The sequence below is a fragment of the Sandaracinus amylolyticus genome, from assembly GCF_000737325.1.
Lineage (GTDB): Bacteria > Myxococcota_A > Polyangia > Polyangiales > Sandaracinaceae > Sandaracinus > Sandaracinus amylolyticus.
Genome location: NZ_CP011125.1, coordinates 5,592,440 through 5,615,564 on the forward strand (window position 1 = coordinate 5,592,440; position 23,125 = coordinate 5,615,564).

Here is a 23,125-nt window from a genome sequence, read left to right on the forward strand (position 1 = left end):
GAACGTCAGGGCTGGGGCGTCGGCGCGCTGGGCGCCGTCGCCGTGGCCGCGCCCGCGGGCGCGACGCGCACACCGTCACCGAGCTGATCGAGCGAGTCGGTCGCGACCTCTTCGCCCGGGCGCAGGCCCTCGGCGATGACGATCTCCTCGGAGGTTCGCTCCGCGATCGACACGACGCGCTCCTCGATCGCTCCGTCGACGACGACGAACACACGATCGACGCCCGCTTCCGTCATCACCGCGGACGCCGGGACCACCGCGACGTCCTGCTGCGAGCCGGTCTCGATGCGCGCGGTCGCGAAGAGGCCCGGGCGCAGCAGGCGCTCGGGGTTCGGCACCACGGCCTCGACGGTCAGGCCGCGCGTCTCGCGCTGCACCGCGGCGCTCACGTAGCGCACCGTGCCCTCGAACGTGCGGTCCGGCACCGCGTCGACGGCGATGCGCACGGTCTGCCCGGGACGCACGGCCATCAGGTGCTGCTGCGGCACCTGCACCTCGATCCGAAGCGGATCGGTGCGCACGAGGCTGACGATCGGCGACTGCGGCGTGACGTACTCGCCGACCGAGACGTTGCGGCTCGCGATCTCGCCCGAGAAGGGCGCACGCACCGTCGCCTCCGACGCGGACGTCGCGGCCTGCGCGAGCGTCGTGCGCGCCGCCGAGAGCGAGGAGATCGACGCGCGCGCGTTGTTGAGCGTCGTCTGGTATTGCTCGCGCGCCTGCGCGGCGCGGGTGCGCGTCTCGTCGAGCGCCTGCTGCGCGAGCACGCCGCGCTGCGCGAGCTCTTCCGCGCGCTGCAGGTTCGCCTGCGCGAGCTCGAGCGCCGACTGCGCGGCGCGCACGTCGGGCATGTCCTCGGCGCGCGGCACCGGGCCGTTCTCTTCCATGCCGAGGCGAGCGCGCGCCTGCTCGACCTGCGCGCGCGCCGACTGCGCCTGCAGGCGGTAGTCGACGTCGCGGAGCCGCACGATGGGCTGCCCCTCCTCGACGACCGCGCCGCGCTCGACGAGGACCTCCACGACGCGACCCGCGACGACCGACGTCAGCTGCGACTCCTCGTCCGCGACGAGGGTGCCGTCGAGCGTGAGCGTCACGGGCTGCTGTCGACCTTGGGCGGTCGTGGTGCGCACCGCGACCGCGGGCGTCTCGGCCTCGGAGCGCTGCGAGGCCTGCGCGTGGTCTCCGCCGCCGCCGCCGCACGCCGCGAGGCTCGACGCGAGGAGGAGGGTGATCGCGAGTCTTCTGTACCTATCTGCGACGTGCATTCGGTCCTCGTGCCGCGCGGGGGGTTGCACGGCGCGTGTCTTGTGGGGCTGACGACGGACGGAGCAAACGAAGAATCGTGTCCGTCCGGGGGATGGGGAACGGGAGGTGCGGCATGTCGGGCGCGCGCATCGACAGACCACGCATGAGGCAGACGAGCGCCGAGGCGAGCTCGACGGGGTCCGCATCCGGCTCGATGTCGCCGTCCCGCTGGGCTTCTTCGATGCGCTCGGCGATGCGGCGATGAAGGCGACCGAAGTGCTCGTGGATGCGACCACGCAGGTGATCGGGGATGACCCCCTGCATCATCGCCTGCGCCACGACACGGCCCGGCTCGAGGCCGCCCGCACAGACACGGTCGCGCGAGCGCTCGATGCCCGCGACGAGCCGCTGGTACGCCGTGAGCTCGCCGTCCGACGCGAGATCCGCGTCGATCTTCGCGATCATCTGGTCGACGATCGCCCCGAAGATCGAGTCCTTGCTGTCGAAGTAGTGATACACGAGGCCGTGCGAGAGGTTCGCGGCCGCCGCGATGTCGGAGATCTTCGACTGCGACAGGCCCTTCGCCGCGAAGACCCGGGCCGCCGCCGCGAGGATCTCCTCTCGGCGGGCATCACGAATCTCCTGGTTGTCTTTCGGCGAGCGCGGCATCAGAAACTCGACGCGTTGATTGACTGGTCGGTCAGTCATTGGATCCGGGCGCTCTCGACGTCAAGCAGCTCGGACCCCACGGAGGCCCTCGACATGGATCGTGTTGTTCCCGTCCTCTCGCTCGTCGCGCTCGTGACGGCGCTCGTCGCCTCGCCAACCGGGGCCCACGCGCAGCAGCCGCTGCGCGAGTTCCTCGCCGCGCGCGGCACCGGCTCGCTCGACGTCCGCGAGGCGCGCGCGGCGCTGCGCCAGGCGCAGTCGCAGGTCGACGAAGCGCGCGCGCGGCTGCTGCCGAGCTTCACCGCGCAGGGTGGCTACCAGCGCAACGAGTTCGAGGCTGGGTTCACGAACCCGGTGACCGGCGGACAGGTGGTCATCCAGCCCTTCGACTCGCTCACCGCGCAGTTCACCGCGACGGTGCCGCTGATCGACATCGGCAGCTGGTCGGTCTTCTTCCAGACCGAGGCCATCGCGGACTCGCAGTCGGCGCGGCTCGAGCTCGCCGACCAGAACGTCGCCGTCGCGATCGTGCAGATCTGGCATCAGCTGGTGGGCTCGCGCGCGGTGGTCGAGGCCTCGGAGCGCAACCTCGAGGCGCTCGAGCGCAACCGCGAAGCGGCGGCCGCGCGCGTCGAGGTCGGTGTCGCGGCGCAGCTCGAGCTCTCGCGCGCGGAGACCGAGGTGACGCGCGCGCAGCAGTCGCTCGCCGAGGCGCGGCTCGCGGTGGTGCTCGCGGCGCGCAACCTCGAGAACCTCACGGGCCTCACGCCGATCGACGAGCGCCCGTCGCTCGAGGAGGTGCCGCCGCACCTCGAGCCGTTCGACGCCTACATGGCGAACTCGAGCGACCTCCCGGCGGTGCGCGCGGCGCGCGCGGCGTCGCGCGCGGCGGACATCGCGGCCGACACGGCGTGGACGTCGCTGCTGCCGATCATCAGCGGCTACGCGCGCGAGAGCGGCTCGAACGCCGCGGGTTTCCAGGGCGCGAACTGGTCGTACGCGCTCGGCGTGCAGGCCGTGTGGACGCTCGACTTCCTGCGTCCGGCGCAGATCGGAACACGCCAGGCGGCGGCCGAGGTGACCGAGGTGCAGCTCGAGCGCGCGGTGCAGCAGACCGAGACGTCGATCTTCGACGCGTACCAGCGCGTCGGCGCGGCGCGCGCACGGACGGACGCGGCGACCGCGGGCGTGGCGTCGGCGCAGCGCGCGGCCGAGGACGCGCGCGTGCGCTTCGAGGCGGGCGCGGCGACGCAGCTCGATCTGATCCAGGCCGAGCGCGATCTCTTCCAGGCCGAGGTGCTGCGCATCCAGGCGCTCGCGGATCTCCACGTCGCGCACGCCACGCTGCGCATCCGCGCCGGGATGGAGCTCTAGCGTCTGGTATCCTCCTCGACTGAATCGCCGTTCAGCCGAGGAGGCGCGCCGTGGATCGCACTCTGTTCTCCGAGGAGCACGAGCTCTTCCGTAAGTCCTTCCGCAAGTTCCTCGAGAAGGAAGTGATCCCGCACCAGGAGCGCTGGCGCGCGAGCGGGATCGTCGATCGCGATGCGTGGCGGAAGGCCGGTGCCGAGGGCTTCCTCTGCCCGTGGATGGAAGAGCAGTACGGTGGTGCGGGCGGCGACTTCCTGCACTCCGTCGTGATCATGGAAGAGATGGCGAAGACCTACGAGTCGGGCTTCGCCATCCCGCTCCACAGCGACGTGATCGTCCCGTACCTCCACGCGTTCGGGAACGACGCGCAGAAGAAGAAGTGGCTGCCCGGCTGCGCCTCGGGCGAGCTCGTCACCGCGATCGCGATGACCGAGCCCGGCACCGGCTCCGACCTCGCGGCGGTCGCGACGACGGCGAAGCGCGTCGGCGACGAGTACGTGCTGAACGGCAGCAAGACGTTCATCTCGAACGGGATCCTCTGCGACCTGTGCATCGTCGTCGCGAAGACCGAGAACGCGCCCGGCGATCCGCACCGCTCGATGTCGCTCTTCGTCGTCGAGGCGGGTCGGCCCGGCTTCGTGAAGGGCAAGAAGCTCGCGAAGATGGGCATGGCCTCGCAGGACACGAGCGAGCTGCACTTCGAGGACTGCCGCATCCCCGCCGAGAATCGGCTCGGCGACGAAGGCGCGGGCTTCCTCATGCTGATGCAGAAGCTCCAGCAGGAGCGCCTCGTCGTCGCGATCGGCGCGCAGGCGGCGGCCGAGCAGGTGCTCGCGGACACGGTGCGCTACACGCAGGAGCGCACCGCGTTCGGCAAGCCGATCAGCAAGTTCCAGAACACGCAGTTCAAGCTCGTCGAGTGCGCGACCGAGTGCGAGGTCGGCCGCGCGTTCCTCGACAAGGTCGTCGCCGAGCACGTGCGCGGGAAGTACCTCGTCAAAGAGTGCTCGATGGCGAAGCTCTGGCAGACCGAGATGAGCCAGCGCGTGATCGACACGTGCCTGCAGTTCTTCGGCGGCTACGGCTACATGCTCGAGTACCCGGTGACGCGCGCCTTCATGGACTCGCGCGTGCAACGCATCTTCGCGGGCACCAACGAGATCATGAAGATCATCGTCGCGAAGCAGATGGGGCTGTGACCGCGTCTGCTCCGCGGGTTCGTGATACACACGGGCCCGCGGAGGAAGCGCACGGATGCTGGTCCCGTCGAAGGTCTCGTGGTGGCGTCTCGTCTTCGCGTACAAGGGAAGCGAGCTCCCGCGGACCAAGTACCGCATCGCCGGCGTGCTCATCGTCTCGATCTTCGTGACGATCCTCGAGGAGCTGCACGACTGGCACCCGAACCTGAAGCCACTGCCGTTCACGCTCGTCGGCGTCGCGCTCGGCATCTTCCTCGGCTTCCGGAACAACGCGAGCTACGACCGCTGGTGGGAGGGCCGCAAGCTCTGGGGCGCGCTCGTGAACACGACGCGCACGTTCACGCGGCAGGTGCTGACGATCATCGGCACGCAGCCCGACGGCGCGCGCGTCGACGAGGGCGAGCTGCGCGCGTTCCAGCGCGAGATCGTGCTGCGGATCGCGGCGTTCGCGCACGCGCTGCGGCTCGCGCTGCGCGACGAGGACGACCTCGCGCAGCTCGCGCCGTTCCTGCCGGCCGAGGAGATCGAGCAGCTGCGCAAGGAGAGCAACCGCCCGTTCGCGATCACGCAGGGCACCGCGGAGCGCATCCGCGCGGCGTGGCAGCGCGGGTGGATCCACACGATGCATCTCCCGGTGCTCGAGCAGTCGATGACGTCGCTCACCGACATCCAGGGCGGCTGCGAGCGCATCAAGGCGACGCCGATCCCGTTCTCGTACACCACGCTGATCCACCGGATCACGGCGGTGTACTGCTACGTGCTCCCGTTCGGGCTCGTCGACGAGATCGGCATCTACACGCCGTTCGCGGTGGGCATCGTCGCGTACGCGTTCTTCGGGCTCGACGTGGTCGGCGACGAGATCGAGATGCCGTTCGGCACCGACCCGAACGACCTCCCGCTGCGCGCGATCTCGCGGATGATCGAGGTCAACCTGAGGCAGCGCATCGACGACCCCGAGCCGCCGCCGCTCCTGCGCCCGGTGGACGAGATCCTCGACTAACTAGAACACCAGCGAGCCGCACTGGCGCGTGACCGTGAGCGAGGTGAGGCGCGGCGAGATGATCTCCGTCGCGCTCGAGCGCATCGCCTCGAGCTGCACCTCGACCTCGATCCATCGCTGCGGCTCGACCGACGCCGCCACGAGCGCATCGTCGATCGACAGCGGCGACGTCGCAGGAGGCGCCTCGCCGACGAGGATCCACATCGCGCTCGCGAGCGCTTCGCGCGTCGCCGCGGTGCGCACGCGGAAGCGCATCAGCGTGCCGGGCGGGATCGATCCCTCGAAGCGCAGCTCGCGCCACTCGGTCTCGACGTCGGCGCCCTCCGGGCATCCCTCGAAGGGCCGCCGATACCAGCCGCGCGGATCGGTCGCGAGGCGCAGCTGCTGCCCCGTCATGTCGGAGTACGTGTAGCGCTCGATGCCCGCGGGCACGACGCTCGTCGTCACCGTCGCATCGCCGAGCGTCGCGCCCGGCTCGATCACGGTCGCGTCGTCGGTGCCCTGGTTGATCGACCAGACCTGGCCGTCGAAGTCGATCGCCATGCCCTTGCTGCCGCGACCGTCGGTGCCCGGGACGATCGAGAACATCGTCGGATCGTCGGCGTCGAGCCGCACCACGCCCGCGCCGTATCCCGCCGCCCAGACCCAGCCCGCGCCGTCGGCCGCGATCCCGTGGCAGTCGACGCCGACGTTCACGAACGTCCACCGCGCGCCCGCCGCGTCGTGATCGTAGCGGCCGATCGTGCTGGTGCCGTGCATCGCGACCCACACGCGCTGATCCGCGTCGACCGTGATCCCGTACGGGTTGTGGCCCTCGGGGATCGAGACCTGCTGTTTGATGCACGAGTCTCCGTCGTCGCCGCACGGCGCGACGTCGCAGCTCGCGGTGTCGAGGCAGCGGCGCGTGTCGATGCGCCCGAGCACGCGCGCGCTGCGCCCCGCGATCCAGAGGTTCCCCGCGCCGTCGAGCGCGAACCCGTAGTTGTTCGTCGGCGACGCGGTGCGCACGACGATCGCGCCGTTCTCGCCGTCGAGCTTCCACGCGAGCCCTTCCCAACCGCCGACCCACACCGCGGTGATGATCTCGCCGTCGGGTCCGAGCGTGTCCTGCGCAGCGAGCGCGCGGAGGATGCCGCCATCGGGCAGCGACACGTTCCACAGCACGCAGTCGTCCTGGCCCCACGGCAGCACGTCGGTCGGCCCGGTCGAGGTGCGCACCACGCCGTCGCCGTCGGTGTCGGTGCAGTCCGCGCCGAGCACCGAGATCTTCGTGACGCTGCGGCCCGCGCGGTTCGCGACGTACACGTCGCCGAGCGAGTTCACCGAGGTCCGCGAGGGATCGTCGGCGCCGCCCGCGGGACCGGTGCGATACCGCGCAACCTCGACGCGAGTGCGCGTGTCGACCTTCGAGACGGTCCCGTCGCCGGTGTTCGCGATCCAGATGAACGCGGTCTCGATGCGCCGCGAGTCGAGGACGATCGCGCCGTCGTCGTCGAGCCCCACGCCCTCGCTCTCGCTCCCGTCGGTGTGGCCTTCGGGATCGAACGGCGTGCCGGTGCCCGGCCCGAGGTGCTCTCCTTCGCACGACGGATCGCAGTCGCCGCAGCTCGAGAGCACGCCATCGTCGATCTGTCCGTCGCAGTCGTCGTCGCGGCCGTTGCACGCCTCGGCGACCGGCACGGGGGGATCCGACGTGCACGACCCGATCGCGCCTCCGTCGGTCGTGCCGGTGCCGTCGCACACGCCGTCGACGCACGCGCTCCCGGTCGGACACTCGGCGCTCGTCACGCACGGTGTGCCCCCGCCGTCGATGCGACCGCTGCAGTCGCAGCCGGCGAGGAGCATCGCGGGGACGACGAGCCCCAGGACGAGCGCGAGAGCGGGGACGCGAGTCTCCGGCGCGCGGAGGACGTGCGCCGGACGAGCGGATCTCATGAGCACCTCGGTGATCGAGAAGAGGACGACCGCGCCCCATCGCACGATGCGAGCCACCTTCCGCGCGCCGTGCCACCCGCGCTACGCTGCTCTGGTGCCCCGGCAGTTCGAGAGCGCGAAGGCCCTCGCGCAGGTGCGCCGCATCCTCGACTACGCCGCGGCCGGCGTCGGCGGGATCGCGTGCATCGCGACCTGCCACGGCGACGTCGTCGAGCACGTCGCGCACGCGGACTGGGTCGACGCGGCGGACGTCGCGCGCTGGGGCGCGGTCGCGTGCGCCGGGATCCACGCGGATCCGACGCAAGAGCGCGATCACGTCTCGCGCGTGCTCGGCCCCGCGACCGCGCACGCCGCGCCGCTCGGTCGCGGGTACGTCCTCGCGCTGCTCGCCCCCGAGACGGTGCCCGGCAGCATCGCGCTGCACCGCCTGCTGCGCGCTCGGCCGCTCCTCGAGCGCATGCTCCGCCGCCCGAGCACACCCGCGCCGCGACGCAACCTCGCCTAGCGCGCGTGACCCGATCGAGCGCGGCCCTCCCACTTCGGATCCGGAGGGCAGCCGATGTCGCGCTCCACATCGATCCGGGGCCAGGCAGACGCACGCGAGAGCGGCGTCAGGTTCGGCGACTACGAGCTGGTCGCACGCATCGCGAACGGAGGCATGGGCGCGGTGTGGGCGGCGCGCGCACCGGGCCCGCGCGGCCTCGCGCGCTGCGTCGCGATGAAGGTGCCGTATCGCGCGAGCGAGGACGCGGACGCGATCCTCGACGAGGCGCACATCGCGCGTGCGATCGATCATCCGCACGTCGTCCGCGTGCTCGACGTGGCGACCGACACGACGGGCAACCGCGCGCTCGTGATGGAGTTCGTGGACGGCGCGTCGCTGCGCGAGCTCTTCGAGGCCGAGGCGGTCCCTCCGCGCATCGCGATGCGCGTGGTGCACGACGCGCTGCTCGGGCTCGAGGCTACGCACGAGGCGCGCGACGAGAGCGGACGTCTGCTCGAGATCGTGCACTGCGACGTCTCGCCCGCGAACATCCTCGTGCGCACCGACGGGCACGCGCTCCTGACCGATTTCGGCGTCGCGCGCACCGCGGATCACGCGCCGCGCACGCCGCCCGGACGCGTGAAGGGCAAGGTCGGCTACCTCGCGCCCGAGCAGATCCGGAGCCAGCGCGTCGACCGGCGCACCGACGTCTACGCGATGGGCGTGGTGCTCTGGGAGATGCTCGCGGGCCGTCGTCTGTTCGAGGGCGGGCTCGCTGCGCTCCTGCGCGAGCCCGAGCGCGAGGCGCCGCCGATCGCGACCATCGCGCCCACCGCGATCGCGCTGCAGGGGACGCTCACGGGCGCCCTCGCGCGGGATCGCGCAGCGCGCTTCTCGAGCGCACGGGACTTCGCCCACGCGCTCGAGCGCGCCGCGCCCGCGCTCGGGGGGCTCGCGACGCGCGACGAGGTCGCGCGCCACGTGCGACGCGTCATGGGCGACCGCATCGAAGGGGCGCGCGGCGCGATCATCGCGGCGCTCGAGCAGCACGCGGACGTGATCACGCGCGACGTCGCGCCGATGCGGCGGCGCGAGCGGACCGGCGCGTACGCGAAGCGGCGCGATCAGGACGCGACGCGGGGCGCGCGGCCGTCTGCGGTGGCGGAGATGGCGGCGAGCGGTGTGCGACGCCGCGTGCGCCTCGAGGAAGCGTCGACCGAGCTCGCGATGGCCGTTGCCGATCCCACGCTGATCGACGCGCCGCTCGCCGTCGCGCCGATCGGCCCCGCGGCGCGCGCTCGCCTCGCGCTCGCGATGATGCGGACGCGCGGTCTCGCGCTCGCCCACGAAGCGCTGCGCTGGGTCGCCGCGCTGATCGCGCGCTGGCGCTGATCAGGCCGCGGCGCGCAGCTCCGACGCCGTCGGCTGCTCGGGACCGACGAGCGACTCGATCGTCTCGTCGACCAGATCGACGTCGAGCGCGAGCTCTCGGCGCACCTCGGCGAGCGGACGCTCCCAGCGCTCCGCCCAGCGGTACCCGAAGAGCGAGCGCGCGCGCTTGCCGAGCAACCAGCCGCGCGAGATCGCGCGCATGCGCGCGTCGCGATCGTCCATCGCGTAGAAGAGCGTGTTCAGCATGCCGACGGTCAGCAGCATCGACGCGAGCGGCGCGCGGAACTGCGCGAGATAGAACGCCTGCAGGCCGAGCTCGCCCGCGACGTCGGTCGGGAAGCCGGTCGCGACGTGCCAGACGTCGTGCGTCTCGCGCAGGTGCGCGCGGACGAAGTCGAAGTCGCTGTGCACCGCGTTGACCTCGATGTCCTCGGGGTCGAGCTGGTTGTCGATCAGGAAGTCCGCGAACGCGCGGCCGAGCGAGCCCTCGGGCATCGCCGCGAGCTTCGCGACCTCGATGCGCCCGATGCGCGGCCGATCACGGAGCGCGTCGAGGTGCTCGGGGTGGCGCCGGAACTCCTCTTCGACGCGCGCGGCGAGCTCCGCGGACTCCATCGCGTCGGCGATGCGGAACACCTCGTCGAGACGACGCGGGTCGCGCACCAGACGCAGCACCGCACGCACGAGCAAGAGCGAGTTGAGCGGCTTCCACATCGCGATGTGCCTCCTAGCGCGGGTCGAGATAGAATGTGAGCCACAGCTCACGTTCTTCCACTCGCATTCCCGCATGGCACGGCGCGCCGACACCACCCCGAGAAAGCGGCCTTCGCAGCGACGTGCGCAGGACACGGTCGACGCGATCCTCGACGCGACCGCTCACATTCTCGTGCGCGACGGGTACGACGCGCTCTCGACGAACCGCGTCGCGGAGCGCGCGGGCGTGAGCATCGGATCGCTCTACCAGTACTTCCCCAACAAGGAGTCGCTGGTGGGCGAGCTCGTCGATCGCCACTCCGCGTTCCTCTTCCAGATGGTCGTCGACACGTTCGCCGCGATGAGCGACCACGCGCCGCGCACCGTCGCGGGCGCGCTCGTGAGCGCGATGATCGCGAGCAAGCGCGAGCGCCCGAAGCTCGCGAAGGTGCTGCGCGAGCAGATCCCGCGCACCGGGCGGCTCGCGCGCTACGAGCAGGAGCTCGATCGCGTCATCGACATCGCGAAGGCGTACCTCGACGCGCACTGCGCGCTGCTGCGCGTCGAGGACACGCGACTCGCGGCGTTCGTCGCGGTGCACATGGTCGACGCGCTCACGCACGCAGTGACGACGCAGCGCCGCGAGACCGACGACGAGGAGATGGTCCGCACGATCACCGACGTGGTGACGCGCTACTTGCTGAAGGACTGATCAGCGGCGCGTGACGTAGTACGTGCCGTCGACGTGCCCCGTCTGATCGAAGCCGACGACGAGCGTCGGGCCGGCGGGGAGCTGCGGATCGTTGGGGTCGCGGCCGACGTCGTAGACCCAGTCGCTCGGGCGGAACCCGTGCTCCGAGCAGAGCGCGCGCACGCCGCACTCCTCGCCGCGGCCGATGCGCTCCTGCACCTCGTGCTGGCGCAGCCCGTCGAGCGCGCCGCTCCGGACCACGTTCTCGACGAGCTGGTTGTGATCCTCGAGCTGCGTGGGCGTCGCGATCGGTGCGTCGATCGCGTCGCGCAGGCGCGCGAGCGTGGCGGTGTGATCGGTCGCCGCGCCGCATCCGGCGGAGAGCGCGCCCGCGGCGAGCGCGAGCAGCACGAGGTCCTTCGTCGTCATGGGCGGCGAGCCTATCACGCGCGCTCGGCACGCCGCGGCACACGCATTCCGGCTAGAATTGCCGCATTTCGTGCGGCACGAGCACTGCAACGCGGCACCGCGATCTGGAGGGGAACCGTCATGACTTCGCGCTTCGTTCGCTCGCTGCTCGTCGCTCTCGCGCTCACTGCGCCCACGCTCCAAGGATGTGCCGCGAGCCACTCCACCGAGTCGCTCGAGGTCGAGGCGTCGATCGCGTCGGTGACGCTCGCGGAGGACTGTCCCGACGCGCAGCCGGCCGCACCGCGCGAGCCCGGGCTCATCGGTGACTGCGCCGAGGACGGGCCGTGTGGTTGGTGCACGCAGAGCAGCGTGCAGCTCGCGATCCGCGCCGGTGAGGGCGACGCGGCGGTGCCCTTCGAGGTCGTCTCGATCCGCCTGCGCACGCTCGACGGCGAGCTCGTCGACGAGCTCGAGCCGCGCGGCGCGCAGGTCTTCCTGGGCGAGACGTTCGGCGCGTGGGACGAGCGCATCGAGCCCGGCGCGGAGCTCGACGTCCGCTACGACACGAGCGCGCCCGACTGGAGCGCGATCGGCAGCGGTGAGGCGTACCGCTCGTACGGCGTGCAGCTCCGGATCGAGATGCGCGTGCGCATCGACGGCGTCGAGCGGACGCTCGAGCTCGCGCCGGTGAGCCGGGAGCCCGAGATCGTCACCTGATGCGCGCATGGCTCGCGATCGCGCTCCTGATCGCCGCGTGTGACGCGCCGCGGGAGCCGATCGCGCCCTCCACGCCTCCGATCGATCCCTCGCTCGAGCCGTGGAGCGATGCGTGGCTCGACGCGCACGCGACGCGATACCTCGACGACGCGCGCGCGCGGCGCGATGCGCTCGAGGCCTCGCTCACGAACCCCGAGAACCTCTACTCGCAGACGCGGCTCGCGGCGTACGGACGCGAGCGCAGCGGGTGGGACGTGCTGCCGGTGTGGAGCCCGCGCGTCCGTCGCATCGACGCCGAGGTCGCGGTGGCGATGGCGCGCGGCGAGACGCCGGCGATCGACGAGCGCGTCGCGCCGCTCTGGGCCGGCACGCGGCCGACGACGCACGACGCGTGGATCGCGCTCGGAGAGCGCGTGTTCTTCGAGCTGCCGCTGCGCACCGAGCCGTTCTGGGATCGCGCGATCCGCGATGCCGAGCACGGCGCGAGCGTGGGCGTCGAGCGCGCGCCCGACGGCAGCGTGCCCGGGCTCGTGCTCACGCGCGACGTCGAGGGGCGCACGGGAGTCGGGATCACGTGCGCCCTCTGCCACAGCGCGCGCGACGCGAGCGGCGCGATCGTCGCAGGGCGCGCGCGGCGCACGCTGGACTACGGACGCGTGCGCATCGACTTCTACGAGGCGCGCGGCGCGGCGATCGATCCGCACACGCGAGCGCGCTGGGAGAGCTGGGGCCCGGGTCGCGCCGACGTGCTCGAGGACGTCGCGGATCTGCCGATCGCGATCCCGGACCTCTGGGGCTTGCGTCATCAGCGGCTGCTCACGCAAGCGGGCACGCTGCGTCACGCGACGCCGCTCGCGCTCGCGATCCGTCAGGAGACGCAGTACGTGCAGGCGAACCACCATCGGACGCGCCCGCCGCGCGAGCTGATGTGGGCGCTCGTGGCGTACCTCGAGTCGCTCGAAGCGCCCGCCGCGCCGGCGTACGTGGGAGCGACGCGCGATCGCGAGCGCGGCGCGCTGGTGTTCGCGCGCGAGTGCGGTCGCTGCCACGCCAACGCGGTGGGCAGCGGAGACCTCGTGCCGATCGACGAGATCGGAACCGACGCGGAGCTCGCGACGGGCCGCGCGCGAGGAACGGGTGGGTACCGCCCTGCCCCGCTGGTGCGCGTCGCCGACGCCGCGCCGTACCTCCACCACGGCGTGGTGCCGACGCTCGAGTCGCTGCTCGATCCCGCGCGCGAGGAGCCCGGACATCGCTTCGGGATGGAGCTCGACGACGACGAGCTCGGGCTGCTGATCGCGTACCTGCGTTCGCGCTGAGCGCGGAGCTCTCGGGTTCGAGAAGCGGGCGGAGCCCCCTCGGGGAATCAGTCGTCGCGGTGCAGCGCCCAGAGATCGTGCTGCATGCCGCCGTGCATCACGCGGCCCTCGATGCGCATCCCGAGCCGCTGCGCGACCGCGATCGAGCGCTCGTTGGTCGGCACGATCGCCGCGACGACGCGCGCGAGCCGAAGCCGATCGAACGCGTGACGCACGAGCAAGCGCGCCGAGCGCACCGCGTAGCCGCGACCCCAGCACCCGCGCCGCAGGTGCCAGCCGATCTCGAGATCGCCGCGCGCGAACGGCGCCGGTTGGAGCACGACGTCGCCGACGATGCGCGTGCCCGGATCGTCGATCGACTCGTCCACGATCGCCCAGAAGCCGATGCCCTGACCGCGACGCGCGCGCGAAGCGATGACGCGCTCGAGCCGCGCTCGGCTCGCTTCGCGATCGGGATCGTGGCCCCACCAGATCACCTCGGGATCGCCCCAGATCGCGTGGAACGCGTCGTGATCCTCGAGCGAGAAGCCGCGCAGCCGCAGCGTGCCCTCGGGCTCGTTCAGCTCCACTTCGCCAGCCATCGCTTCATCCGCAGCTTCCGCTTCGCGCTCTCGCTCGTCATGTAGCGCACGCTGCCGTAGATGGGCCGCTTCGGCGCCCACGGGCGATCATACGCGCCGAAGACCCATCCGACGTTGAGCCAGGAAGCCGGGTCGCGCCCGTCGATCGAGTAGCGGTCGTTCAGCTCGACGAGGAGGTCGAACGCCTCGCGCGGATGCGCGGTCCACGCGAGGACGCGCTTGCCCCAGAGCATGCGCAGATAGTTCTGGATGCGGCCTTCCGCGAGGAGCTGGCGCTGCGCCGCGTTCCACACGGGATCGTCGGTCTCCGCGCGCACCAGGCGCGCGCGGTCGTAGAGCGCGGGGCGCGGATCACGCGCGTGCTGCTCGAGCGTCTCGCGCGCCCATGCGGGCAGTCCTTCCCATCGCATGAAGTCGTCCGTGTGCGCGCAGCGCACCGCGCCGAGCTCGCGCCACGTCACGAGCTCGTCGAGGAACGCGTCGCCCGCATCGCTCACGTTCCACCAGCCCTCGCGCGTGCCGGTGGGCTTCTTGGCGATCTTCGCGGGCGTCCAGCGCTCGCGCGCGCCGAGCGCGCCGAGCACCTCGTGCGACGAGACGTGCCCGAAGTGCAGCCACGACGAGAGCCGGCTCGACGCGTCGTCGTCGGGGTGACTGCGATTGGGATAGCGATCGATCCCGTCCTCGAGGAACGCGGCGAGCCGTGCGCGCGCGGCGGTGTGGCCTCCCCGATCCTCGATCGCACCGATCGTGTGATCGATCGGAAGTCGCGCGATCAGCGCCGCGGGATCGCGCAGCTCGTCGCGATCGAGCGCGGGCCATCGCTCGGTGATCTCGCGCGGAAGCGCGCGCAGGCGCGGCAGCACGAGGTGCGCGAAGGGATCGTCGTTCGGCCACGCCGCGAGGTGCGCGGGCAGCTCCTTCTGGAGAAAGCGGCGGAACGCATGCGCGACCGGGAACGCGCGCGGCGTCGCGCGGAGCGGCATCAGCCCGTGGTGATCGACGCGCTCGACGCGGATCGGCACGCGCTCCGCGGCGGCGCGCACCATCCCGCGCAGCCACGGGATCGGCGAGTCGTCGGCGACGATCACCGACGCGTGCGAGGCGAGCGCCTCGATCAGGCCGCGCCCTTCGCCGCGACGGCGCTCGACCCACGGGTGATGGAGCACGGGCGCGCCCGCGAAGGCGCGCGCGTTGTCGGCCATGCCGTCGACGACGAAGCGATGGAAACGATCGCTCGCGAACGGGTAGTCGCAGCGCAGCGGCTCGAGGATCACGAGCGGCCGATCGAGCTCCTTCGCCCACGCGATCGCGCGCTCGAGAGGGAACGACGAGCGCGCGCGGCGGTTCGCGATCATCCAGTAGAGGACGAACGCGCCGTCGCGGCGCACGGGACGTGCGTTCACCTCCGCGACGCGGATCGCGGGCGCTCCATCGATCATCTCGAGACCTCCGCGGCTTCAGCGCTTGGGCTTGCGCACCAGCGAGCCCGCCGCGACGTCGGGCTTCGCCGCGGGCGGCGCGGCGCGACGACCGAGCACCAGCCGCTGCACGAGGAACGCGATCGCGGCGAGCTCGATCAGCAGCACCAGCGCGGTCTGCCAGTCCATCCGGTCAACGTTAGGGCACGCCTGGAGCCGAGGAAAGGCCTGCTCGTGCGTGCCACCACGCCTCACCGCGCATGGCATCTCCGCTGCAGCGTGCGACCGCATGCGGACGCGCTCTTCTTCGCAGCACCGGGTCGCGCTCACCCTCGCCGCGGCGGTCGGCATCGGCGGCCTCGTGCTCGCCACGCGCGCGGCGCGACGACGTGCGCAGCGCGAGTCGCTGCGCGGTCAGGTCGTGGTGATCGTCGGTGGGACGCGCGGGCTGGGGCTCGCCATGGCGCGCCGCTTCGTCGCGCTCGGATGTCCCGTCGCGGTCTGTGGCCGCGACGAGGAGACCGCCGAGCGCGCGCGCCTCGATCTGATGGAGCGTGGCGGCACGGTCGTCGCGGCATCCTGCGACGCGACCGACGAGGCAGAGGTGGCGCGTTTCCTCGATCTGGTGCTCGCGAACCTCGGGCGCGTCGACGTGCTGATCACGTGCGCGGCGACGATCGGCGTGGGTCCGGTCGAGTCGATGACGACGCGCGACTTCCAGGAAGCGATGGAGTCGATCTTCTGGTCGTCGGTGCACCCGACGCTCGCCGTGCTGCCGATCATGCGCGGGCACGGCGGCGGACGGATCGCGCACGTCACGTCGATCGGCGGTCGCGTCCCGATCCCGCACCTGCTCGCCTACAGCGCCGCGAAGTTCGCGGAGGTCGGCTTCAGCGAGGGCCTGCGCGCCGAGGTCGCGAAGGACGACATCGCGGTGACGACGATCGTGCCCGGCCTGATGCGGACGGGCTCGTACGTGCGCGCCTACTACCACGGAGACGTCGTGAAGGAGCAGGCGTGGTTCGGCACCGCGTCGATCGCGCCCGCGCTCTCGATGGACGCGGATCGTGCTGCATCTCAGATGATCGACGCGATCGCGGCGAGGCGTGGGCGCGTGGTCGTGGGCATGCCCGCGCGCGCGGCGATCGCGGCGTACGAGATGTTCCCGCGCTCCACGAGCCGCGCGCTCGCCGTGACCGATCGCGTGCTGCCCGCGCCGCCGGTGGATCCGACCTACGAGCACCGCGTGGTGTTCGAGGAGACCGAGGACGAGCGGACCTCCGTGCGCGCCGTGCAGGACGCGGGGCGCGCCTACCAGGAGCGCTTCCAGCACATGTCGCGCTAGCGCGTATAGCGGGCGGCGGGCGTCGCGAGCGACAGGTGCGGGCGCATGGCGACGCGCGCGCGCTCGTACGCGTCCCACTGCGCGACGTCGGGCAGCGCAGGGATCGTCACGACCTCGCCCTGATCGAGTGCAGCGAGCGCGGTGTCGACCATGTCCTCCGCGGACATGACGATCTCCTTCGGCAGGTGCTCGATCGGGCGGCCCGAGCGCGCCCACAGATCGGTCGCGGTCGCGCCGGGGAGCACGACCTGCACGCGCACGCCGCGCGGCGCGAGCTCGTGGTGCAGCGACTGGCTGAACGCGAGCACGAACGCCTTGCTGCCGCCGTACACGCCGTTGAGCACCTCGGGCGCGATCGCGGTGATCGACGAGATGTTCACGAGCGTGCCGCGGCGCGCGACGAGGCCCGGCGCGGCCGCGTGGGTCAGGCGCACGAGCGCGCCGACGTTGAGCGTGACGATCTCCGACATCGCGCGCGGATCGGCGTCGACGATCGACGACACGGCCGCGACGCCGGCGTTGTTGACGAGCATCGTCAGCGTCGTGCTCGCGCGCACCTCGTCCTCGACGCGCGCGAGGTCGCGCTCGTCGGTGAGGTCGGCCGCGATCGTGCGCACGCTCCTGCCGGTCTCCGCGACGATCTGCGCCGCGAGCGCGTCGAGGAGCTCACGACGCCGCGCGACGAGCACGAGGTCGTAGCCGCGACGCGCGAGGCGGTCTGCGTAGATCGCGCCGATGCCCGTCGACGCGCCGGTGATCAGGGCCGTTCCCTTGCCGTTCTGCATGATCTCTCTCGCTCCCGTTTTGTACCTGCCGGTACACTACAGCGCGAGACGCCAGGCGCAAGCGTTATTTGTACCGCGTGGTACATTATCCACGTCATGCCGCGACCCCGTGCATTCGACGTCGACGAGGCGACCGATCGCGCGCTCGAGCTCTTCTGGACGAGGGGCTTCGAGGGCGCGACGCTCGATCAGCTCACGACCGCGATGGGCATCAACCGCCCGAGCCTCTACGCGACGTTCGGCAGCAAAGAAGGGCTCTTCCAGCGCGCGCTCGAGCGCTACGTGGCGGGGCCCGCCGCGCCGGTGCTCGCCGCGATCGAGGCCGAGACGGCGCGAGATGCCGCGTTCCGCATGATGCGCTTCTACTCGGACGCGGTCGGCATCGCCGGGCGTCCTCGCGGATGCTTGCTCGTGCAGGGCGCGCTGGTGTGCAACGACGCGAACGTCGGCATCCGTGACGTGCTCTCCGCGAAGCGGCAAGCGACGCTCGCGCTGCTCACGAAGCGCTTCGAGCGCGCGAAGCGCGAGGGCGAGCTCCCGAAGGACGCGTCGGCCGCGGACCTCGCGCGCTACGTGTGGTCGGTCTGCCAGGGGCTCGCGGTTCAGTCGATGGACGGCGCGACGCGCGAGCAGCTGCGTCGCGTCGTCGACCTCGCGATGCAGGCGTTCCCCTGCTGACTCCTTGCCGGAGTGGTCGTCCCCCGGTCCCGGACGGGAGCGCGAAGCGCGGACGGTAGGGACCGGCGGGCGAGCCGATTTCTCGAAAGTCTCGACTCAGCGGTACTCGGTCGTGCTCGCCTCGGGCGCGACCACGAGCGTCGTCTGCTGCCACGGGTCCGAGTAGCCCTCGCTCAGCACGCGGCACGCGAGCAGGCGCCCGACGACGCGCTCCGCGACCTCGAGGTCGTCGCGCACGCTCATCGCGACGGGCGCGTTCCAGCGGATCGCCTGCTCGTCCTGGAAGTGCCACGAGCGCCCGTACACGACCCCGGTCTCGAGATCGCGCACGAGCGGCTCGTCGATCTGCGGCACCTTCGCGACGCTGAACACGCCCTCTTCGCGCGCGAAGATCGTGACCTCGACGCGACGGCCGACGGGCAGCGCGATCACGCCTCCGATGACGAACGTGCGATCCGCGGCGCCCATCACGCCTTGCTCGGGTCGTAGCCGAGCTGCGGCGCGAGCCAGCGCTCGACCTCGCTCACGCTCATCTGCTTGCGGCGCGCGTAGTCCTCGGCCTGCTCGCGATCGATCTTGCCGACCGAGAAGTAACGAGCCTCGGGGTGCGCCAGGTAGATGCCGCTCACGCTCGCGGGCGGCGTCATCGCGAAGTGCTCGGTGAGATCGATGCCGACGTCCTTCGCGCGCAGCAGATCGAACAGCTTCCGCTTCTCGGTGTGATCGGGGCACGCGGGGTAGCCGAACGCCGGGCGGATGCCGCGGTACTCCTCGCGGATGCGCTGCTCGTTCGTGAGCGGCGTCGCCTCGCCGTGGCCCCACTCGCGGCGAACGCGCTCGTGCAGCATCTCGGCGAACGCCTCGGCGAGCCGGTCCGCGAGCGCCTGCGTCATGATCGCGTGGTAGTCGTCGTGCTGCTTCTTGAAGCCCATGACGATCTCCTCGGCGCCGATGCCCGCGGTGACCGCGAACGCGCCGACGTGATCCGCGATGCCGGAGCCGATCGGCGCGACGAAGTCCGAGAGCGCGCGCTGGGCCTCGCCGTCCTGCTCGCGCTGCTGGCGCAGCATCGGGAAGCGCACGAGCTCCTTCGCGCGCGACTCGTCGGTGAACAGCACGATGTCGTTGCCGTCGCTGTTCGCGGCCCAGATGCCGTACGTCGCGCGCGCGCGCAGCCTGCGGTCCGCGACGAGCTTCGCGAGGAGCTTCTGCGCGGCCTCGTAGAGATCGCGCGCCGCGCTGCCGTACTTCGGGTGATCGAGGATCTCGGGGAAGCGGCCCGAGAGCTCCCACGCCGTGAAGAAGAACGTCCAGTCGATGTACGGGACGAGCTCCGCGAGCGGCTGATCGTCGATCACGCGGCGCCCGACGAAGGTCGGCTTCGCGATGTCCGCGTCCTTCCACTCGATCGGCGTGCGGCGCGCGTTCGCGTCGGCGAAGGGCACGAGCGGCTTGATCGGGCCGCTCGCGAACGCCGAGCGGATGCGCTCCTGCTCCTCGACGTTCTTCTTCGCGAGCTCCTTCTTCTGCTCGGGCGCGAGCAGCGCGCTCACCACGTTCACCGCGCGCGACGCGTCGAGCACGTGCACCACGGGCTCGTGGTACGCGGGCGCGATCTTCACGGCGGTGTGCTGGCGGCTCGTCGTCGCGCCGCCGATCAGCAGCGGGAGCGACATTCCGCGGCGCTTCATCTCGCTCGCGACGTGCACCATCTCGTCGAGCGACGGAGTGATCAGCCCCGACAGACCGACGACGTCGACGTCTTCCTTCACCGCGGCGTCGAGGATCTTGTCGGCGGGCACCATCACGCCGAGATCGACGACCTCGTAGTTGTTGCAGCCGAGCACGACGCCGACGATGTTCTTGCCGATGTCGTGCACGTCGCCCTTCACGGTGGCGAGCAGCACCTTGCCGTTGCCGCGCCCCGTGACGCCGGTGCGGCGCTTCTCCTCTTCCATGAACGGCGTGAGGTACGCGACCGACTTCTTCATCGCGCGCGCGCTCTTCACGACCTGCGGCAGGAACATCTTGCCCGCGCCGAAGAGGTCGCCGACGACGCTCATGCCCGCCATCAGCGGGCCCTCGATCACCGAGAGCGGCTTGCCGTACTTCGCGCGCGCTTCTTCGGTGTCCGCGTCGATGTAGTCGTCGATGCCGTGCACGAGCGCGTGCTCGAGGCGCTTCTCGACCGGCCACTCGCGCCACGCGAGATCCTGCTCGCGCTTCTTGCCGCCGCCCTTCACGCGCTCGGCGAGCGCGACGAGGCGCTCGGTCGCGTCGGGGCGACGATCGAAGAGCACGTCCTCGACGTGCTCGAGCAGCTCGGCGTCGATGTCCGAGTACACCGCGAGCTGGCCCGCGTTGACGATGCCCATGTCGAGGCCGGCCTTCGTCGCGTGATAGAGGAAGACCGCGTGCATGGCCTCGCGCACGTGGTCGTTGCCGCGGAACGAGAAGCTCAGGTTGGAGATGCCGCCCGAGGTCTTCGCGCCGGGGCACTCCTGCTTGATGCGCTTGACCGCCTCGATGAACTCGATCGCGTAGCGATTGTGCGCCTCGATGCCGGTCGCGACCGCGAACACGTTCGGGTCGAAGATGATGTCCTCGGGCGCGAAGCCGATCTCCTCGACGAGGATGCGGTACGCGCGCGTCGCGATCGCGACGCGGTGGTCCGCGGTCTCCGCCTGCCCGTTCTCGTCGAAGCCCATCACGACGACCGCCGCGCCGTAGCGACGGCAGGTGCGCGCCTGCTCGCGGAACTTGTCCTCGCCCTCCTTGAGCGAGATCGAGTTCACGATCGCCTTGCCCTGCACGCACTTGAGGCCCGCCTCGATCACCTCGAACTTCGAGGAGTCGATCATGATCGGGAGCTTCGCGATCTCGGGCTCGGCCGCGACGAGGTTGAGGAACTTCGTCATCGCCGCGACCGCGTCGAGCATCCCCTCGTCCATGTTGACGTCGAGGATGTTCGCGCCGCCGCGCACCTGATCGAGCGCGACCTCGAGCGCCTTGGTGTAGTCGCCCGACTTGATCAGGTTCATGAACTTGCGCGAGCCGGTGACGTTCGTGCGCTCACCGATCATCGTGAAGTTCGACTCGGGCCGGATCGTGTACGTCTCGAGGCCCGAGTAGTGCGAGAGCTGATCGCTGGGCGGAGGCGTGCGCGGCTTCAGCTTCGCGACCTGCTTCGCGATCGACGCGATGTGATCGGGCGTCGTGCCGCAGCAGCCACCGACGATGTTCACGAAGCCCGCCTCCGCGAACTCCGCGAGCAGGCGGCCGGTCGTGTCGGGCTGCTCGTCGTAGCCGCCGAACGCGTTCGGCAGACCCGCGTTCGGGTAACAGCTGATGCGCGTCGGCGCGACGCGCGCGAGCTCCGCGAGGAAGGGCCGCATCTCGGTCGCGCCGAGCGCGCAGTTGATGCCGACGCTGACCGGATTCGCGTGCTCGATCGACGCCCAGAACGCGTCGACGGTCTGGCCGGAGAGCGTGCGCCCCGAGCGATCCGTGATCGTCATCGAGATCATGATCGGGAGGCGCTTCTTCTTCTCGGCGAAGACCTCCTCGATCGCGACGAGCGCCGCCTTGGTGTTGAGCGTGTCGGTGATCGTCTCGAGCAGCAGCAGGTCGACGCCGCCGTCGATCAGGCCGCGCACCTGGTCCGCGAAGGCGCTCTTCACCTGATCGAACGTGACCGCGCGCAGGCCGGGATCGTTCACGTCGGGCGAGATCGAGAGCAGCTTCGTCGTCGGGCCCATCGCGCCCGCGACGAAGCGCGGGCGATCCGGGGTCTTCTTCGTCCAGGCGTGCGCCTCTTCGACCGCGAGCTCCGCGCCCGCGCGGTTCAGCTCGTACGCGAGGTGCGCGAGGTGGTAGTCGTCCTGCGCGATCGAGGTCGCGCCGAACGTGTTGGTCTCGACGATGTCCGCGCCCGCCGCGAAGTACTCGCCGTGCACCGCGCGGATGAGGTCGGGGCGCGTGACGTTGAGCAGCTCGTTGTCGCCCTTGAGATCGACCTTGGAGTCGAGGAAGCGCTTGCCGCGGTAGTCGGCCTCGGTCGGCTTGTGGCGCTGGATCATCGTGCCCATCGCGCCGTCGAGGACGACGATGCGCTCGCGGAGGAGCGACTCGAGGCGGGGCGTGACGAAGGGCTGGGTCATCGGGGCGATCTCCGTGCAGCTCGAGAAGGACGGGAAACGGGCGACGACGTGGCCGGCGCGGGCTTGCGCGCGGACGCCGTGACGACCTGGAAGAAGGGCTCGCGTCGCTCGCGCGACGTGACGTCGCACGCGTCGACCTCGAGGCCGGCGGCGGCGATCATGGACTCGAGGCGGCGCGGGCGGAACCCCGCGTGGACGTGGCCGTAGGAGGCGGTGAGCTCGGCGTGATCGTGCGCGTCGAGCACCAGCACCGAGAGCGTGCCGCAGGGGCGCAGGACGCGCGCGGCCTCCGCGAGCGCGCGCTTGGGGTCCTCCGCGCAGGTGAGCACGTGGAAGAAGAGGACGGCGTCGAACGAGGCGTCGTCGAAGGGCATCGTGTGCACGTCGCCGAGGACCGTGCGCACGTTCGCGAGCGACGCGAGGCGCGACGACGCAGCCTCGATCATGCGCGGGGATCGATCGAGGCACGTGACGCTCGCGGCGCGGGGCGCGACGAGCGACGCGACGGTGCCGTCTCCGCAGCCCGCGTCGAGCACGTCGCCCGCCTGTAGCATCGTCAGCACGCCGTGCGCCATCGACTCCCACGTGCGGCCCGGCGAGTAGTGGCGCTCCATGTGGCCCGCGACCGACTCGAGCCACGTGACGCCGCTCTTGCGACGCTTCACGACCGAGTCGGCGCGGCGCGCGTCGGCCTCGAGCGTCGCGTCCTTCAGCTCGCCGCGCACGAGCGAGAGCACCTTGCGCGTGGGCTCGCTCATCCCGGCGTCGTTGAGCGAGTAGAACGCCGAGCTGCCCTCGCGACGGTCGCGCACGACGCCCGCTTCGCGGAGACGACCGAGGTGCGTGGAGACGCGCGACTGGGTGACGCCGGTGATCTCGACGAGCTCGGCGACGGAGAGCTCCTGCGCGGCGCCGGTGGCGGCATCGCCGTCCGTGAGGTGGGCGAGGATCGACACCAGGCGCACCCGCGTGGGGTCGCCCAGGAGGCCGAGCAGGTTCGTCGCCGCGCCGAGGTCCATCCGCCTATCC

At 71.3% G+C, this 23,125-nt stretch carries 22 protein-coding genes; 10 read left to right on the forward strand and 12 right to left on the reverse strand.

What is annotated here, in order from left to right:
- Positions 1-5: 5 nt before the first annotated feature.
- Both DB32_RS23640 and DB32_RS50285 read right to left on the reverse strand, forming a co-directional pair.
- On the reverse strand, positions 6-1,265 hold the full coding sequence (locus tag DB32_RS23640) for an efflux RND transporter periplasmic adaptor subunit (RefSeq protein WP_053234908.1): 1,260 nt from the start codon (positions 1,263-1,265) through the stop codon (positions 6-8).
- Positions 1,249-1,953: a TetR/AcrR family transcriptional regulator gene (locus DB32_RS50285; protein WP_083457676.1), complete on the reverse strand. Its 705-nt coding sequence runs from the start codon at positions 1,951-1,953 to the stop codon at positions 1,249-1,251. Before DB32_RS50285 ends, DB32_RS23640 begins: the two co-directional genes overlap by 17 nt.
- 54 nt (positions 1,954-2,007) lie before the next feature.
- Here DB32_RS50285 and DB32_RS23650 point away from each other — a divergent pair, with 54 nt between their 5' ends.
- The 3 genes from DB32_RS23650 to DB32_RS23660 are packed head-to-tail and all read left to right on the forward strand — an operon-like array spanning position 2,008 to position 5,484.
- Positions 2,008-3,288 (forward strand): TolC family protein, encoded by a 1,281-nt coding sequence (locus DB32_RS23650; protein WP_053234910.1) that lies wholly within the window; start codon positions 2,008-2,010, stop codon positions 3,286-3,288.
- A 50-nt stretch (positions 3,289-3,338) separates the two neighbouring features.
- Positions 3,339-4,484 carry an acyl-CoA dehydrogenase family protein gene (locus DB32_RS23655; protein ID WP_053234911.1) on the forward strand — a complete coding sequence of 382 codons (1,146 nt, stop codon included), beginning with the start codon at positions 3,339-3,341 and terminating at the stop codon, positions 4,482-4,484.
- 55 nt (positions 4,485-4,539) lie between these two features.
- The gene (locus tag DB32_RS23660; RefSeq protein ID WP_075097602.1) at positions 4,540-5,484 is read left to right on the forward strand and encodes a bestrophin family protein; all 945 of its coding nucleotides are present in this window, start codon (positions 4,540-4,542) and stop codon (positions 5,482-5,484) included.
- Here the strand turns inward: DB32_RS23660 and DB32_RS23665 are convergent, their stop codons facing one another.
- A complete protein-coding gene (locus DB32_RS23665; protein ID WP_157069327.1) occupies positions 5,485-7,419 on the reverse strand; it encodes a hypothetical protein in 1,935 nt (644 codons plus the stop codon).
- Between the two features lie 94 nt (positions 7,420-7,513).
- Between DB32_RS23665 and DB32_RS23670 the strand changes: the two genes are divergently transcribed.
- Together DB32_RS23670 and DB32_RS23675 are read left to right on the forward strand one after the other, a co-directional pair.
- Positions 7,514-7,924, forward strand: a complete 411-nt coding sequence (locus DB32_RS23670; protein ID WP_157069328.1) for a hypothetical protein — start codon at positions 7,514-7,516, stop codon at positions 7,922-7,924.
- 54 nt (positions 7,925-7,978) lie between these two features.
- Positions 7,979-9,295 carry a serine/threonine-protein kinase gene (locus tag DB32_RS23675; RefSeq protein WP_053234914.1) on the forward strand — a complete coding sequence of 439 codons (1,317 nt, stop codon included), beginning with the start codon at positions 7,979-7,981 and terminating at the stop codon, positions 9,293-9,295.
- On the opposite strand, the gene DB32_RS23680 is transcribed toward DB32_RS23675, so the two are convergent.
- Positions 9,296-10,009 carry a Coq4 family protein gene (locus tag DB32_RS23680; protein WP_053234915.1) on the reverse strand — a complete coding sequence of 238 codons (714 nt, stop codon included), beginning with the start codon at positions 10,007-10,009 and terminating at the stop codon, positions 9,296-9,298.
- A gap of 73 nt (positions 10,010-10,082) precedes the next feature.
- Between DB32_RS23680 and DB32_RS23685 the strand changes: the two genes are divergently transcribed.
- Positions 10,083-10,700 carry a TetR/AcrR family transcriptional regulator gene (locus DB32_RS23685; RefSeq protein WP_053234916.1) on the forward strand — a complete coding sequence of 206 codons (618 nt, stop codon included), beginning with the start codon at positions 10,083-10,085 and terminating at the stop codon, positions 10,698-10,700.
- On the opposite strand, the gene DB32_RS23690 is transcribed toward DB32_RS23685, so the two are convergent.
- Positions 10,701-11,108 (reverse strand): hypothetical protein, encoded by a 408-nt coding sequence (locus DB32_RS23690; RefSeq protein ID WP_053234917.1) that lies wholly within the window; start codon positions 11,106-11,108, stop codon positions 10,701-10,703.
- 120 nt (positions 11,109-11,228) lie between these two features.
- Here DB32_RS23690 and DB32_RS23695 point away from each other — a divergent pair, with 120 nt between their 5' ends.
- Complete coding sequence (locus tag DB32_RS23695) at positions 11,229-11,807, forward strand: hypothetical protein (protein ID WP_053234918.1); 579 nt, start codon at positions 11,229-11,231, stop codon at positions 11,805-11,807.
- Complete coding sequence (locus DB32_RS23700) at positions 11,807-13,126, forward strand: c-type cytochrome (RefSeq protein ID WP_053234919.1); 1,320 nt, start codon at positions 11,807-11,809, stop codon at positions 13,124-13,126. The genes DB32_RS23695 and DB32_RS23700 overlap by 1 nt, the downstream gene beginning before the upstream one ends.
- A gap of 47 nt (positions 13,127-13,173) precedes the next feature.
- On the opposite strand, the gene DB32_RS23705 is transcribed toward DB32_RS23700, so the two are convergent.
- Genes DB32_RS23705 through DB32_RS47020 form a run of 3 tightly spaced genes read right to left on the reverse strand, consistent with a single transcriptional unit; the run spans position 13,174 to position 15,317 of the window.
- Positions 13,174-13,707 carry a GNAT family N-acetyltransferase gene (locus DB32_RS23705; protein ID WP_053234920.1) on the reverse strand — a complete coding sequence of 178 codons (534 nt, stop codon included), beginning with the start codon at positions 13,705-13,707 and terminating at the stop codon, positions 13,174-13,176.
- Complete coding sequence (locus DB32_RS23710) at positions 13,686-15,149, reverse strand: cryptochrome/DNA photolyase family protein (protein WP_053234921.1); 1,464 nt, start codon at positions 15,147-15,149, stop codon at positions 13,686-13,688. The genes DB32_RS23705 and DB32_RS23710 overlap by 22 nt, the downstream gene beginning before the upstream one ends.
- An 18-nt stretch (positions 15,150-15,167) precedes the next feature.
- The gene (locus DB32_RS47020) at positions 15,168-15,317 is read right to left on the reverse strand and encodes a hypothetical protein (protein ID WP_157069329.1); all 150 of its coding nucleotides are present in this window, start codon (positions 15,315-15,317) and stop codon (positions 15,168-15,170) included.
- 100 nt (positions 15,318-15,417) lie between these two features.
- Between DB32_RS47020 and DB32_RS23715 the strand changes: the two genes are divergently transcribed.
- A complete protein-coding gene (locus DB32_RS23715) occupies positions 15,418-16,473 on the forward strand; it encodes an SDR family NAD(P)-dependent oxidoreductase (protein ID WP_053234922.1) in 1,056 nt (351 codons plus the stop codon).
- On the opposite strand, the gene DB32_RS23720 is transcribed toward DB32_RS23715, so the two are convergent.
- Entirely contained in the window at positions 16,470-17,261 is a 792-nt protein-coding gene (locus DB32_RS23720) for an SDR family NAD(P)-dependent oxidoreductase (protein WP_053234923.1), read from the reverse strand. The two genes, DB32_RS23715 and DB32_RS23720, sit on opposite strands and share 4 nt — an antisense overlap.
- Before the next feature lie 93 nt (positions 17,262-17,354).
- Here DB32_RS23720 and DB32_RS23725 point away from each other — a divergent pair, with 93 nt between their 5' ends.
- Complete coding sequence (locus tag DB32_RS23725) at positions 17,355-17,936, forward strand: TetR/AcrR family transcriptional regulator (protein WP_053234924.1); 582 nt, start codon at positions 17,355-17,357, stop codon at positions 17,934-17,936.
- A 96-nt stretch (positions 17,937-18,032) separates the two neighbouring features.
- On the opposite strand, the gene DB32_RS23730 is transcribed toward DB32_RS23725, so the two are convergent.
- The 3 genes from DB32_RS23730 to DB32_RS23740 are packed head-to-tail and all read right to left on the reverse strand — an operon-like array spanning position 18,033 to position 23,115.
- Entirely contained in the window at positions 18,033-18,404 is a 372-nt protein-coding gene (locus DB32_RS23730; RefSeq protein WP_053234925.1) for a hypothetical protein, read from the reverse strand.
- Positions 18,404-22,096 (reverse strand): methionine synthase, encoded by a 3,693-nt coding sequence (gene metH / locus DB32_RS23735; RefSeq protein WP_053234926.1) that lies wholly within the window; start codon positions 22,094-22,096, stop codon positions 18,404-18,406. Before metH ends, DB32_RS23730 begins: the two co-directional genes overlap by 1 nt.
- Positions 22,093-23,115, reverse strand: coding sequence for an ArsR/SmtB family transcription factor (locus DB32_RS23740; RefSeq protein WP_053234927.1), 1,023 nt, complete (start codon positions 23,113-23,115; stop codon positions 22,093-22,095). Before DB32_RS23740 ends, metH begins: the two co-directional genes overlap by 4 nt.
- Positions 23,116-23,125: the final 10 nt, after the last annotated feature.